This window comes from Pseudoalteromonas 'SMAR' (genome assembly GCF_048515945.1).
Classification (GTDB): Bacteria; Pseudomonadota; Gammaproteobacteria; order Enterobacterales; family Alteromonadaceae; genus Pseudoalteromonas.
In genome coordinates this window covers 1-14,259 of sequence record NZ_JBLWMW010000029.1, presented here as the reverse complement: position 1 = coordinate 14,259, position 14,259 = coordinate 1, and the positions used below count along the sequence as shown (strand labels likewise).

The following is a 14,259-nucleotide window of genomic DNA, read 5'->3' as shown; positions in this document are numbered from 1 at the left end:
ATGTAAGGCGTTGGTCAAATAAATTAATAAGATTATAACCATTCAGGATTGCTCTCGCTCCGGAATGAATAATGCCAACGTTGCATCTATTAAAAAGAACCTACAGATCATAAAATAAAGTTCGTGAAGGAATCTCTTATGAAATTAAACAAGAATATCATTCTTATGATTTTCATTTATTTTGCGTTTTTAAAGGTAGGGTATACTGCAGAAAGTCTGGGGTATTCTGAATATAGGTTCTCTTGTCGAATCTTGGATCACTATAGATATGGAGAGAATGCTGATAGTAAAGATAAATTTGGTGCGTCACTCGAAGACTTAAGAAGCAAAAAATACACTCTTAATTTCAAATTTAAAGGAAATGATAGAGGCGACTGGGTACTGCAAACTGATACAAATAGGTGGTATGTCAAAAGGAATAAAACAATAATTGCAAATGAAGAAACAACAAGAGGCAAATTAATAGATTATGAAAACGAGGGTGACAACATAAGAAGTGGAACGTCCTTGCGCATTTTCCCCAACTCAATGAGTTTTAAATCATTAAGCCGTTTTACTCCAAGGTCATTAGAACTAAAGATTGAAAATAATAGAGGGTATGGGTATTACATGGAAGGTGGGTTTCCTACGTTCAGTGGCACATATATTTATAGCCTTGAATGCGATATACCAAACAATAAATGGATGAGCGTTATAGATTCAATGTGGAATAACTAATAAACAATACAAATGAGCGCTGCTTTAGCCAGCGCTCATTCCGCAACGAGACAAAGGCTCACAGGGTTATCAACAGACGCTGTTTAACATTCACAGACAGCTAAATGAATTAGCTTCGACCAGATTTGACATAGCTTCTTGAAAAATTATGAGTTACTGGTTTTGATGAAGGTGCTGAATCTTTAATCATAACAAACAAAGAGGTAACTCGCATGCTTCTTACATTGTAGTGGCATAGTTAATTTGGCCACCCATTAAGAAAGAAATGTTATGCTATTGTCCACTTCCCCTTTAATGGCACTATTAAGCATACGGATTTGGGTGAGAAAATGACGAAATTAAAACGCGCAACTTATTCTGCGGCAATCAAATTAGAAACAGCTCAGCTTGTAGTTGACCAAGGCTATACACAAGAAGATGCGTGTCCGTCCGTTAAACCACACCTAGTAACCGCGATTTTGCAAAGGTAGCTTTAAACTCCAATTAACCGTGGAGTAAAACATGCCTAAACATAGAACCGCTGAGCAGTGGCAGCAACTGATTGAGCAGCACTCACAAAGTGGCTTATCTGTCCGAGCCTTTTGTCAGGAGCATCACCTAAGCGTCACAACATTTTATGACCGACGAGCCAAATTAGAAGCAAATCAAGCCACGCGCAGCGAATTTGTTACTGCGAAGACTGACGTGGTGAAACCACCCACAACGAAAAGCTCAATATTCCTCTCATGTAAAAAAAGTAAACTGGAGTTGCCTACAACCACAGACGCTATCTGGCTGGCTAATTTAATCAAGGCGCTGGTGTAATCCCCCCATTTTAAGTAGCAGTTATTCGTAGAATTAATGAACCGCTTGCGTTAAATATTTGGGCGGGATACCGCCAATAGCCGTATTCGGCCTTTCGTTGTTATAAATCCAAAGCCACTCAGTAGCAAGTTTTTGTCCCTGCTCAACGCTATCAAACATGTGTAAATCCAGCCATTCGTGACGAGCTGTTCGGTTAAAACGTTCGATATGAGCATTTTGAGTTGGCTTACCAGGCTGGATATGCAAAAGCGTTATTTTCTGCTTTTCAGCCCAACCCGTTAACTCAGCCGAAATATATTCCGGACCGTTGTCGCACCGAAGTGCTGCGGGTTTTCCGCGCCACTCGATAACCTGCTCTAACGCTCTAATGACACGTGCGCTAGGCAATGATAAATCTACTTCAATGGTTAAACCTTCGCGATTGTAATCATCAAGCACATTAAATGTTCTCAACGAACGACCATCCGTTAAACTGTCTGACATAAAATAAATCGACCAGACCTGATTTTTGGCTATTGGTACGCTCAATGCGTCTGGTTTGTCCCGTTTGATGCGTCGTTTCGGTTTAATCCGTAAGTTAAGCTCAAGCTCGCGATAAATGCGATATACCCGTTTATGATTCCACGGTAAACGCTTCACGTTGCGCAAGTGATAAAAGCATAAGCCGAATCCCAAGCGCTTATGAGCCTGTGTCAGACGCAACGGCCAATCTGCGATAACAGCATTCTCATCGCTGAATTTACACTGATAATGATAGCAGCTTTCGCTAATCCCCAAGCTTACACAGGCTAAGCGAATACTGATATCATGGCGCTCAATGGCAGTACGCGCCATCTCTTTACGTTGAGATGGCTTTACAGCTTTCCCTCAAGAGCTTCCTTGCGGATATCAGCTTTGATGCGCTCTTCGGCATACATTTTATTGAGGCGTTTATTTTCCTCCTCAAGCTCTTTAAGGCGTTTCATCATGGATGCGTCCATGCCACCAAACTTGGCGCGCCATTTATAAAATTGAGCAGAGCTCATGCCGTGTTCACGGCAAAGGTCTGGAATTGCCACACCATTCTCGTTCTGCTTCAATATTGCTAGGATCTGACTGTCTGTGTATCGTGATTTACGCATAGAAAACTCCTTCACTTTAGTTTAGCGTAATTTTTCTACTAATAACTGCTCCGATTTACCGGGGAGATTACAAGTCGATGCTAACTGGTTTAAAAATTTCTTATTTAGAACAACTAATTAGCAAGATTTTCGCCTTGCCTATACGAATGTAGGTACCTGGGCGGTAGAAGGACGCGAGAGCGGTGTTATCGACAGAATTTTCTTGCTTGAAATAGACCAATTAATTAACCGAGTTGGTATAGCAAATTGCTCCTTTATTATCTCACCCAGCAGAACACATCATACATATATATGAACAAAAACCAAAAAAATAACCTATAGAGGTGACTCATTGAAAGGCATTTTTGTTTACAAAGCTATCGAGTTTAAAAACCTCAAAGTGAATTGGCTCAGGTAGGGCGGTGGTAAGGTTTTTTTCAAGCTGTATTTCTAACTCAACCGCTTTACGTGGTAATTGCTCTGCACTGATAGGATCAAGCACTAAGACATAATAACTATTAATACATTCAAGCAAGGTAATGTGTCTAAAAGAAGCTAAATTTGCTTGTTCAATCGCTGCTTTGTTATCTAGGATGGTCTTATCAAGTATGTAAAAATAGGGCTCTGAATTAATCGTAAAGCTAATTAACAACTGCGAAAACAGCTGCAAGATGTTGAGTTCATTTTCTGCTGAGTGTTGCTTGTTTATTTCTATTAAGTAGGTTTCATCACTGCTGTTATGAAGAATTTCACATTGTAACTCGCCAATGGGAGAGGTGTAGCTGCCATTGCCAGCAAAGCATGCTGCAAACTGTGAGATCAGCGCCGTTGTAATATGATTAGGTAAGTTATGTTTGAGTATGTTGCCTTCATCATCAATCAGGATCCGCGGTGCATTGTTACTTTGTAACTTGGTTTTCACTAGGTCATTGAAGTAGTTGGCATTAGATGCGTCCAATGCCGCTGTAACCTCGGTAATAAGTGCCTGATTTTCCCATGGTTTACAAATAAACTTATCCGCGGTGTTGTTATTAATCATGGCTATCAACATATCGGAATCGGTATAGCCACTGAGTACAATGGCAATAATGCCAGGTTGAATCGACTTCGCTCGGGATAAAAACTCAGCCCCATTCATCTTAGGCATTCTAAAATCCGACAGTACCACTTGCACCGTATGTTTTTGGAGGTAGCTAAGTGCATCATGTGGTGAATCAAAGCACTCGACATCGACACCAGGCAGACGTAATACTCGGCGCAACGCACTTAAAATAGCGGGTTCGTCATCGACAACGAGCACAGTGTGTTTAGGCAAAGTAGTTTTGTCTAAGCTCATAAAAGTGTTCCAACCAAGCAGGAGAATCTTGAAAATGGGTAGTAATGATATCGGCGTGTAGTTGTTTATTATCGACCGTGTCTACTAACAGCAACAAGCGCACCGACTCATTGTTATCTGGAAGGCCTGCACAAAAGGTGTCATACATTAATCCTAACGTACTAATTAGATTAGCTTCGTAACCAATGTGAGTTGCAATAAAAACACTTATTTTTAATTTTTCAGCGTAGTTTTGCAGCTCCCTAAAGCCACATATATTTGCTATTTCTTCTCCCAACTCCCCTAAAAATAACAGTGACTCGATAAACACCATCTGCTCTTTGTTCACTTCCATAGCAGGTGTGCGATTTACTATTTCTTTGAGCAATTTTACTTTTTTAAAGTTGTTTTCTATCCGCTGCTCACAATCATGGATAGTATAATGAGCCGTTACCATGGACTGAAAACATGTGGCGGTAATAATCGCGGATACTAGATCAATGCCTAGGGTTTTTATCGCCGTTTCTAATGAGTATTTTTTGGTCGACAAGCCCACATAAGCCGTATTACATAGGTGAAATAACTTCGCTTGGATCACCAGCTCTTTTTCTAGCAGCTTAGTGAGTTTTTTAAAATCCAAGTCAACATCATCTAGCTTATTAAGCAATAAAGGAAAGTCATTAATAATAAACGTATCAATTAACGCCAATTCCAGTTCTTTTGGTAACTTCAGTGTGCTTAAACGGTCTGCTGCAATTAACACTTCGTCTAAATCGGACTTTTTAAAAGGCTTAGCAATGATAAAAGTGGTTGCTAATGAGCTTGGTGTTAATATTTGTCCGCTGGTGTCACCGGTTAAAAGGACACTTAGTGTATTTTTAAAATGTTGCCTGGTTTGTTCTATTAACTCTAAGCCATTTACTTTAGGCATTAAATAGTCTGTAACCACAAGATCTAACCGCACAAAGCGGCTTAACTCTTTAATGAACTCTACAGGTGATGAAAAGGTGTTAATTTGCGCGTCTGGTACACTAACCTTAAAATATCGCACTAATGACCTCAGCATCAGTTCATCGTCATCGATAATGGCTATGATTAGTGGCTCAGAATTCATAAACAAAATGCCCCAGTTCGTCATCTGTTACTGGCCGACCAATTAGGTAGCCTTGAACTAAATCGCAGCCAAGTTCATCCAATACTTCCAACTGTTCAACGTTTTCGACCCCTTCAGCGACCACTTTCATATCTAGCCCATGTACTAAGCGAATGACATTTTGTACCAAGTCACGGGCAGATTTATCCCCAGCAATATCATCGATTAAACTTCTGTCTATTTTAATAATATCCACTGGTAATTTGGCAATATTAGAAAGAGAGGAATAACCAGTACCAAAATCATCAACTGCGATGTATAACCCCAATAATTTGAGTTCAAGTAACTTTTCTCTTGCTTGATGAATGTCTTCAAGCACATCACTTTCTGTTATCTCAAGCTCAATATGTTTTGCTTCGATGTTGTGCTTTTCTAGGACCGTTATTATGCTTGAGGTAAAACCTGGCTGAGACAATTGTTGCGCAGAAATATTCACGGCCAATTTTGTCACCGGAATGTCTTGTTGCTGCCATTTTGCTATTGTTTTGCATGCCATATCTAACACCCAGTCACCTATTTTTATAATATGACCATCCTTCTCGGCAATGGGAATAAAATAGGCAGGGGAGGTCATGTCAATGGTTTTATTACGCCAGCGGATCAAGGCTTCACAGCTACTAATAGATTGCTTTTTTAAATCTAGCTTCGGCTGAAACAATAAAAAGAACTCATCATTTTCAACAGCGCTGTACAGCGCTTCAGACACTTTGTGTTCATTGAGCTTTTCTGATAACAATGAGTGCGAGTACTGCATATAAAAGTCAGTTTTTGACTCGCTTACGAATTGATTGTATATCACTAAATTATCAATAAGTGCCGACAATTCTTGCTCACATTTTACTGTGGTGTAAGAAGCCGAAAATTTAACCTGGACACCTTTACGGTTAAAAAATACACTAATCAAGTGGGTTAAGGTATCGAGGAATTTGTGAACAGCCAGTTCATTAATGACTGAATTAAGGAAGAAAACCCCTTGATCAGAGCCAATTTCCAATAGTGTATATTCACCGTGTTGCTTTAGTTTTTTATGGTCAACCATAGAGGCAAAGCCATCATTCCAGCTGGGCATGTTAGAGATTAGGTTTTTCACCAGTAAATCTCTAATTTTGAGACAAATGACGACTGATTTGGGTTGGTATTCAATGGTGTCTAAAAACTGTTGCTTAGTGCGATAGAATCCCTCAAATTCGTTACTAACTGGCGTTAGTGTTTTAATAATGAACAGGTAAGAGTTATTGGCAATCAATTTCAATTCCAGCTGACATAAGGTTCCAGTTGAAGCTAGGGTAGCAACTCGTTTATCGCCAAAGTTATTGAGTTCAACGGCTTGTTCAAATACAAAAAGTTGATGGAGATTGCCACGCTGTTTTTCGGCTGCAACAAGCTCGGTATAGGCTAGGTTGCAGTCGATAATATTGCCAAATTCATCCACTTCAACAATGGGCGCAGGGTTGGTTTGCAGTACTTGTTGCTTAATAACATTTTTTTTGTGGCTTTCTAACGCATCCTCAACAGCTTGGTATAGTTCATCACTGCTCCATGGTTTCGAGATAAAGCGAAAGGTGTTGTTGGCATTAAGCAAGGCTTTCATGTCTTCGTAGTCGGCTTGACCACTTAACACCATACACTGAATATTTGACTCAATTTTTTTTAGCGCCTCAATCAATTGCTGGCCATTTATCTTCGGCATTCTAAAGTCGGTAATAACCACGCTTGGTGGCGTTTGCTCGACAACTTTTATCGCCTGAGAGGGATCAGAAACGGTGATGACATCATAGTTTTTTATTTTTAAGGTGCGTTTTAATGATTTTAGTATATCTAACTCATCATCAACCAGCATGATCTGCTTGGTCATAGTTACTCCGTTGAATAGTGGACATTCAATTTATAGCAATCGAAATATAGCTAATGACGCCGCCATGGTTTCAGTTCTCGAAATCAATATTCTACTTTACGACTTTACATAAAAACTCATGACTTCATAAAGCAAATTTTAAAAACGAATAATTAATTTTTTCAAAGCGTTGGTAAGCGATAATTGCTTAATAAACTTATGCCCAACCGTTACCTCTTCAGTTTAGTCGAGATTTTTAGTTTGCCAAATGTGTGTAACGTCTGTCGAGCAGGAGTAAGCGGCAATAAAAAAGGGAGCGTTACTATTAGGCGCATGATATGAGCCAACGCCCCATTGAAGCTAAGTTGATACGGCAAGTAGTCTCCATTTAAAGTATTACACATCTGCACCATTTGATACCTGACCAAGTTATAGGTCAGTAGTATTCCCCAAAGCTCCTGTCTCACTAGTTCAGGGAGTCGACTTCTTAGAGTGAGCCGGTTACCAAGCATGTACTGCTTTTGCTCACGATAGCCAAGTTCAATTTCCCAGCGATATCCGTATAAGTCTACGATATCTGACTTTGGGTAGAGCATTGGGTCAAGCATTGAGGTGAGGACATTGTATTGTTTACCATCTTTAACTCTCGTAATTAAACGCACAACGACTTCTTGCCCTAGCTCTGGCCACTTCTTACGTGCTTGCGGGTTACTCTTCAGTTTTATTAGTTTATCTTGACGACCGAAGGACTGAACAACTTCATAATTGAGTCCTTTTCTCATTGGGATAAGCCAATGTCGATTTATGCCTTTCGAGCTCCACGCTTGAAGTAGGCCAAGGGAGTAAAAGCCTTTATCGAAAAGGGTTAAGCTGATATCTGGTGTGGTTTCTATCAGTTGCTCTGCCAGCTTCATTTCATTCACTGTGTAACAGTCAAAAGCACTTCCAGTGATTAAATGGCTACTCAGTTCCATCTGGCATACCATGCGTACCTGTGGGTACTGTGTTTCTGTACCGTCACGGTTGGTAGGCTTTGCAAACGCTTCAGCGTTGTCTTTTGAATCCTCAGTTCGCCATACAACACCATCAACACCCAGAAGAGTGAGGCCGTTCCAGTTTGGTAAATTAGCCTGCTTAAACCAATGGTTTTGTGTGCACTCAAAAAGCGCTTTAGCGGCAGACTCTCCGAGGTTTTTTCTTCGCTGTGTTAATGCGCTTGGAGCCACAAATGGCTTGCCTGTGCGATCGACAATATCGAGCATATTTACAATGTCAGCCATGGACTTATCGTTATAAATTGCCATTCCAACCAGTAGCCATGCCATCGACTCTAAAGTGAGCTTTCGCTTTCTTAGAGTGACCGTATCAGTGAGTTCGTAAGCACTATTGATAAGTTCAATGGGCAAAAGGTCCGCGAGTGTTTCAACTTGATTTGGTTTGTAACTGTTAATGATGTTGAGGGCTTGAGATACGTGCATAAAAAAATCCGATAAACAGGGTCTATCGGATTTTTACATATGGAGAGGATCATTCAACTGATCCGCCGATTAAAGTCTTAACTGATCGGCATTAGAGCAAATTGCTCCCCATTACTTATCCTTTACAGTACCATTGCGGCTATCCAACCAAAACAAAGCAGTGGAATATTAAAGTGCAAAAAGGTTGGCACCACTGAGTCCCAAATATGATCATGCTGACCATCGGCGTTCAAACCTGCAGTTGGCCCCAGTGTGGAATCAGAAGCAGGGGAGCCTGCATCCCCTAGAGCACCAGCCGTGCCAACTAAGGCTGCAGTGGCCATGGCAGAAAAGCCAACTTCCAAAGAAAGCGGAACAAACAAGGTTGCTATAATCGGCACGGTGGAAAACGAACTACCTATTCCCATGGTGATTAATAGTCCCACTAATAAAATCATAGCAGCTGCTAATGGTTTATTTTCCCCTACAATTTCTGCGCAGCTGGCAACTAAACTGGTAACATCCCCGGTGGCTTTCATTACTGCCGCAAAGCCTTGTGCCGAAATCATAATAAAACCAATCATTGCCATCATGGCAACGCCTTTACTGAACACATCTGAATTCTGTTCCCACTTGACGATGCCAAATAAACTAAAAATCATCACGCCAACCAGTCCGCCTAAAATCATCGAGCCGCTAATATTTTGCGCGACCAGTGACGCGACAACTGCTGCACTACCCACTACCATCACTTTTTTGGCTTCACTGCCAGTGGGGACAGCGTGGGTATTTTGGGCGAGGGTTTTGCTGTCTTGGTAGTTTCTTTTTTTACGGTAGCTAATAAATACCGCGATCAGTAACCCTAATAGCATACCGGATGCCGGGATCATCATAGCCATGGGAACATTATATTTTATGAGCTCGAGACCATTTTCAACCAAGTTTTTGTGCAAAATAGAATATAAATAAATGCCGCCAAAGCCATAGGGAAGGACCATGTAGCTGGTTGCCAAACCAAAAGTTAAAATACAAGCGATGGCGCGCCTATCAATAGTGAGTTTATTAAGAACAACTAATAAGGGGGGGATCAAAATGGGTATAAAGGCAATATGCACGGGAATTAAGTTTTGCGACGCAATAGAGCAGCTTAAGATAATCAGCATAATAAACATACTGAGATAAGTGGAACCGTCACTGTCATTGGCATTGACGATACCAAGGAGTTTATGCGCCAATATTTGTGTTAGACCTGACTTAGATATGGCCACTGCAAAGCCACCTAACATGGCATAACTTAAGGCAATTTCAGCACCACCAGAAAGGCCATCATTAAAGGCATTCAATGTGGTTTTTAAATCAAGCCCAGCGACCAAGCCTGCAGCCATGGCACTGACAGTCATGGCAACAATTACATTGATCCTAACCAGGGTTAACCCCAACATGAGCAATACACCCAAAATAACTGCATTCATATTATTCTTTTGCCTTTTTTATTATTTGCTTAGTAAGTTGCTGTATGGATTTAGATTCCGCCTCAGATAGTTCATTTTGACGATATTGTGCCTTTTCAAACAGTTCATAAAAGTGATCCACGGCCTGTTTTAATTCCGGTTGCCGAGTTGCAATGGTGGCCAGCACTTGCTTAGGGGGGTGGCTGGAGTGGCTATCATTGACGCCAGCTAATATAGCATTGTAGCAACGTAGTTCGATAGCCTGTTTTGGTCGAATTAAACGTTTGCTAAGGTAAAATGCCGCCACACTTAACAGCATTACCACCACTAACACTAAGGTACCTGCCCACAATTGACCGTGCTTGCCAAACCAACTCTGAAAAAGAGATTGTTGTTTGTCGCGGTCGAAGTTAATGACCGTCATCGTCCAGTGGTAGTCTAACTCTTCGAGTTTCACCCGTAACCAATTAACCACGGGCAAATTGGATAAGCCAATAAGACTGTAGCCGACTGCCGATTGGAACTCGGTTGATACTGACTGTAATTGCGAGAGGCTACCATTCATTCGCTCAGGTGACACCCAAGCCGTGGGGTCGAGGCGCTGCCAACCTTGTCCTGGCAAAAAGTATTCGACCCAAGCGTGAGCATCGTATTGGTAAACACTGTAATAACCTTGTTCTGAGTTTTTCTCACCACCTAAATAGCCCGAAACCAGACGGGCAGGGTAGCCGGCACTGCGTAACATAAAAGCCGCAGCGGAAGCATAATGCCCGCAAAACCCGTTTTGGGTTTCGAACAAAAAGGCATCAATACGATCATCTCGATTAATCACTGTAGGGGTTAAGGTGTAATTAAAGCCTTGTTGTTGGAAAAACTGGCGCATTAAAACAATAAACTCTGATACTGTTTGTGAGCGCTGTTGCCACTCCAGTGCCAACTGTTGTGTCTGTTTGTTATCAGTTTTAGGAAGGCCAGTATTACGTCGCAAAAACCAATCGCTCAAGCGTGTTTTAGCATTAAAGTTGCTGTATTGAATGTGATATTCTATTGGCTTGGTGGTGAGTTCTTTTAAAAACACAGTACCAAAGACGCCGTTATTAAGTTTATCACTGCTAGATTTAGCGTAACCAAGAGCATACATCCAGGGCAAATGACTAGGCTGGGCGACTATGGTGGCGTTATTGCCTTGGGGCAACGTCTGCGCACGACTAACACGACCTTGAAATTCAGATAACTGCCACTGTTGACCATCGTAGGTATCATGGATCATGGCGCGCCAATAGAAGGGTCCCTGCTGAGTAGGATCATCAAAAGAAGCTCTAAACACCAATTCGCTGGAGCGTGATAACTCGGCAATGTTAAATGGGTCGACGTTCTCTGATAGCCCGGTTTTGGCTTTATTTTGGGGTGATGGTAATTGCCAAAAAGCTGGTAATTTAGGCATAAACACCACCATTAATACCACCACCGGGAGCGTGAGCAGTAATCCACGACTGCTAGCGCTTAACGCGGTTCTTACTCGTATTTTCTGCTCCAAACTCACCATGATGGCCAGATTAACCACCAATAATATCAGCACCAACACGGCAGCAAATATACTTTGAGTGAACAAGAATAAGCATGGATAGGTAAAAAAGTTGAGGATGCAAACTTGGCTAAACTGCTGTTTTTGCGTTGCATGGAGCTGCTTTAACATCGAGGCGATTAGCATTAACGCAACAAACATAGAAACACTGTTTTGAAAGCCAATCAGGACAGCGGTACAAATGGCGCCAAGTAGGGTGATCAGGTTTATAACCGTTACACTGACCACTGCAGCGTTACCAACTAGCCGAACAATTTGCCACAATAAAAAAGCACTGCACAGGGCTATAAACCCAATCCCAAAATCATCGATTAACACCACGCTTAACAACCATAAAAAGAAGGTCGTGCTGTAATACCAAATCGGCGGCTTAAAATTCACTTAACGCCTCCAGACACAGCTTTTTATGTTCTGAGCCTTGGCCAAAAGCAAAGCGGTGTTGCTGTAAATATAACGCATAGGGCTGTTGGCGCTTTTCAGCATCAACAATCAAGCGGCATAGCTGGCTTAACCTTTCTTCCTTATTGCCAGAGAGCCGACTATAGTCAAAGACTAACTTACTGGGGTCAGCTGAGCTTTCTTGGCTGTGTTTAATCATCATTTTGTCGCTTTTAGCGTACTGCTTCCAGGCGACTCGACTTAGGCTCATGCCATTTTGATACTCTTTAAGGTGATCAAATTCAGGGCTTGATTCTGAGCTATTTGGTGGTTGCGATTTTTCATTCTGTTGTTGCCCGTATTGATTAGTAGTTAAAGGCGTAGCACTCGGTTCTGGGTAAATATAAAACGCGTCATCAGGACAAAGATAAGACCAAGTTTTTACTAAACCAAAAGGAAAGTAACTGCAAAGGGTGATGGCGTTAATTGGGTAATGACCACGAGTGAGACCGGCAATGTTAAGCTCAATTACTTCGCTACTGGAAACCTCATCGAAGCAGTGCGGCTGTTCTTCATATTGAGTTTGTACTCGCAAAGATTGAATTGCTTTAGGTCCAGTGATTTCCAGTGACAGCATTGCTGGATAAGGATAGAAATTGGCGAGCGCTGATACGTATCGGACATTTCTTTTGTATAGATTAAAAAAGCCCATAAATAGGGCGGCTGTCATCATTATCGCCATCATATAGGATACGGCTAATATTAAATTGTTTTGATAATTAATACCTAAAACAAAATTTAATGTGGCAACCGCAATAAAAAAGACCCCGTCTTTTGACGGCAGAATATAAATATTCTGATGAGACAACTCAAGCTCAGAAGCTTTATGACGCTGTTGGATCCATTGCGTCAACTGTGCACGCAGGTGAGAAAGCATTATTAATGTACCGAGACCTGCTGTAGGACTTGCTCCATCACTTGTTCGCCGTTACGACTGTCGACACCTAAGCGGTGCGCGCAAACCGGAGTGAACACAGCTTGGACATCATCGGGTAACACAAAATCTCGACCACTAATAAAAGCATAGGCTTTACTCGCCGCCGCCAATGCGATGCTTGCACGGGGCGACAAGGGGTCGCTAAATTGTTGCGTATTACGAGTGAGGCTCACTAGACGCAGAATATATTCGATAATACTGTCACTGATGGTTATGGTGTTGAGCTCATCTTGGTACCTTGCCAAGCGCTCTGCATCAATGACTGTGCTGAGTTCCTGTTGTGTGCGGCGGTTTTTATTCGCCGACTTGATTAATTGTGTTTCTGCTTGCAGTGAAGGGTAACCGAGACTGATGCGCATAAAGAAGCGATCCAGTTGCGACTCCGGCAACGGGTGCGTGCCAGATTGATGTTGTGGATTTTGGGTGGCAATAACAAAGAATGGGCTAGGGAGCTTATGACTTACACCATCAACCGTGACTTGGTGTTCTTCCATGGCTTCTAGCAGCGCAGATTGTGTTTTGGGACTAGCTCGGTTAATTTCGTCCGCTAATAAAACCTGGCTAAAAATGGGCCCAGGGTGGAACTCAAAACTCTGTTCTTGGCGATTATAGATTGCCGTACCAGTTATGTCTGACGGCAATAAATCACTGGTAAATTGAACTCGGCGATAACTTAAGCCAAGTACGTTGGCCAGTGAATGTGACAAAGTGGTTTTGCCCATACCAGGCAAGTCTTCAATTAATAGATGACCACGGCACAGTAAACTACAAAGAGCGAGTTTAATTTGCTCAGGTTTTTCTAATATAACCTCAGAGAGCGCTGAGATAACTTTGTTCAAATCACCATTCATGTGACCAGCTCTAAGCGCTTCATCACTGAATCGACTTTATGAGCATTAAAAGGTTTAGCAATAAAGCCTTTAGCACCTAGCTCCCAAGTGTTTTGTACATTTTCCATGCTGTTGTGACCCGAGCACATAACCACGTGGGCTGCAGAGAAGTGCTCGTTGATGTATGAGAGAATTTCAGTGCCGTCGGTGTCAGGTAGTTCAATGTCTAAAAATACCACACTAGGCTGTTTGTTTTTTAACAAAGGTTTTGCTGACTCAAAATCTTCGCAGCCATATACTTCCTCAAAGCCCAAGTTTTCCAAAATTTGGCTTAAGAAATCTCTAACTTCAACCGCGTCGTCGATAATTAAGATTGGTTCTAAAGGTCTTACAAATTCCATATGCCGATACTTCAATTGAGAAATTCAATCACATACTATAAAAAGCCAATGCATAGCTCAATATAAAATAGTGGAAATATCATTGTTATGTCCGATACCGTCTAGTATTGGACATTATTATGATTATTACTGCATTACAAGAGAGCAAAACCGACTCAATATAGAAACACACTTAACCTCCTATAATGACTTTAGTGTTATGTTGAGAGAAAGCCCCGCAAAATAACAAAGGCGGGG

11 protein-coding genes and 1 pseudogene are annotated in these 14,259 nt (G+C 41.6%); 2 read left to right on the top strand and 10 right to left on the bottom strand.

The genetic code is table 11. From position 1 onward, the window contains the following. The first annotated feature begins 138 nt into the window (after window positions 1-138). Together ACNKW2_RS12750 and tnpA are read left to right on the top strand one after the other, a co-directional pair. On the top strand, window positions 139-717 hold the full coding sequence (locus tag ACNKW2_RS12750; RefSeq protein WP_419148926.1) for a hypothetical protein: 579 nt from the start codon (window positions 139-141) through the stop codon (window positions 715-717). 501 nt (window positions 718-1,218) lie between these two features. Beyond that, complete coding sequence (gene tnpA / locus ACNKW2_RS12745) at window positions 1,219-1,521, top strand: IS66 family insertion sequence element accessory protein TnpA (RefSeq protein WP_419148925.1); 303 nt, start codon at window positions 1,219-1,221, stop codon at window positions 1,519-1,521. Window positions 1,522-1,554: 33 nt separating this feature from the next. On the opposite strand, the gene ACNKW2_RS12740 is transcribed toward tnpA, so the two are convergent. From ACNKW2_RS12740 to ACNKW2_RS12695, 10 genes and pseudogenes are all read right to left on the bottom strand, one after another. Beyond that, window positions 1,555-2,642, bottom strand: a protein-coding gene (locus tag ACNKW2_RS12740; RefSeq protein WP_419148924.1) for an IS3 family transposase whose coding sequence is annotated in 2 segments (ribosomal slippage) — window positions 1,555-2,381 and window positions 2,381-2,642 — 1,089 coding nt in all. Because the reading frame shifts where the segments join, the coding sequence is not laid out codon by codon here. 328 nt (window positions 2,643-2,970) lie between these two features. Then, the gene (locus ACNKW2_RS12735) at window positions 2,971-3,957 is read right to left on the bottom strand and encodes a response regulator (RefSeq protein ID WP_419148923.1); all 987 of its coding nucleotides are present in this window, start codon (window positions 3,955-3,957) and stop codon (window positions 2,971-2,973) included. Continuing rightward, window positions 3,929-5,050: a response regulator gene (locus ACNKW2_RS12730; protein WP_419148922.1), complete on the bottom strand. Its 1,122-nt coding sequence runs from the start codon at window positions 5,048-5,050 to the stop codon at window positions 3,929-3,931. Before ACNKW2_RS12730 ends, ACNKW2_RS12735 begins: the two co-directional genes overlap by 29 nt. After that, on the bottom strand, window positions 5,040-6,944 hold the full coding sequence (locus tag ACNKW2_RS12725) for a GGDEF/EAL domain-containing response regulator (protein ID WP_419148921.1): 1,905 nt from the start codon (window positions 6,942-6,944) through the stop codon (window positions 5,040-5,042). The genes ACNKW2_RS12730 and ACNKW2_RS12725 overlap by 11 nt, the downstream gene beginning before the upstream one ends. A 260-nt stretch (window positions 6,945-7,204) precedes the next feature. Beyond that, window positions 7,205-8,401 (bottom strand): annotated as a pseudogene (locus ACNKW2_RS12720) (IS4 family transposase); the annotation flags it as partial. A gap of 122 nt (window positions 8,402-8,523) precedes the next feature. Beyond that, window positions 8,524-9,852 carry a Na+/H+ antiporter family protein gene (locus ACNKW2_RS12715; protein ID WP_419148920.1) on the bottom strand — a complete coding sequence of 443 codons (1,329 nt, stop codon included), beginning with the start codon at window positions 9,850-9,852 and terminating at the stop codon, window positions 8,524-8,526. Between the two features lies 1 nt (window position 9,853). Next, a complete protein-coding gene (locus ACNKW2_RS12710) occupies window positions 9,854-11,797 on the bottom strand; it encodes a transglutaminase TgpA family protein (RefSeq protein ID WP_419148919.1) in 1,944 nt (647 codons plus the stop codon). Further along, entirely contained in the window at window positions 11,787-12,731 is a 945-nt protein-coding gene (locus ACNKW2_RS12705) for a DUF58 domain-containing protein (protein WP_419148918.1), read from the bottom strand. Before ACNKW2_RS12705 ends, ACNKW2_RS12710 begins: the two co-directional genes overlap by 11 nt. 2 nt (window positions 12,732-12,733) lie before the next feature. Next, window positions 12,734-13,642, bottom strand: coding sequence for an AAA family ATPase (locus tag ACNKW2_RS12700; protein ID WP_419148917.1), 909 nt, complete (start codon window positions 13,640-13,642; stop codon window positions 12,734-12,736). Continuing rightward, the gene (locus tag ACNKW2_RS12695; protein WP_336566326.1) at window positions 13,639-14,022 is read right to left on the bottom strand and encodes a response regulator; all 384 of its coding nucleotides are present in this window, start codon (window positions 14,020-14,022) and stop codon (window positions 13,639-13,641) included. Before ACNKW2_RS12695 ends, ACNKW2_RS12700 begins: the two co-directional genes overlap by 4 nt. Window positions 14,023-14,259 lie beyond the last annotated feature (237 nt).

Bases quoted from the DNA above. Each gene is read 5' to 3' on its own strand.
- ACNKW2_RS12750 (WP_419148926.1), top strand. From the start codon at position 139: ATGAAATTAAACAAGAATATCATTCTTATGATTTTCATTTATTTTGCG.
- tnpA (WP_419148925.1), top strand. From the start codon at position 1,219: ATGCCTAAACATAGAACCGCTGAGCAGTGGCAGCAACTGATTGAGCAG.
- ACNKW2_RS12735 (WP_419148923.1), bottom strand. From the start codon at position 3,957: ATGAGCTTAGACAAAACTACTTTGCCTAAACACACTGTGCTCGTTGTC.
- ACNKW2_RS12730 (WP_419148922.1), bottom strand. From the start codon at position 5,050: ATGAATTCTGAGCCACTAATCATAGCCATTATCGATGACGATGAACTG.
- ACNKW2_RS12725 (WP_419148921.1), bottom strand. From the start codon at position 6,944: ATGACCAAGCAGATCATGCTGGTTGATGATGAGTTAGATATACTAAAA.
- ACNKW2_RS12715 (WP_419148920.1), bottom strand. From the start codon at position 9,852: ATGAATGCAGTTATTTTGGGTGTATTGCTCATGTTGGGGTTAACCCTG.
- ACNKW2_RS12705 (WP_419148918.1), bottom strand. From the start codon at position 12,731: ATGCTTTCTCACCTGCGTGCACAGTTGACGCAATGGATCCAACAGCGT.
- ACNKW2_RS12700 (WP_419148917.1), bottom strand. From the start codon at position 13,642: ATGAATGGTGATTTGAACAAAGTTATCTCAGCGCTCTCTGAGGTTATA.
- ACNKW2_RS12695 (WP_336566326.1), bottom strand. From the start codon at position 14,022: ATGGAATTTGTAAGACCTTTAGAACCAATCTTAATTATCGACGACGCG.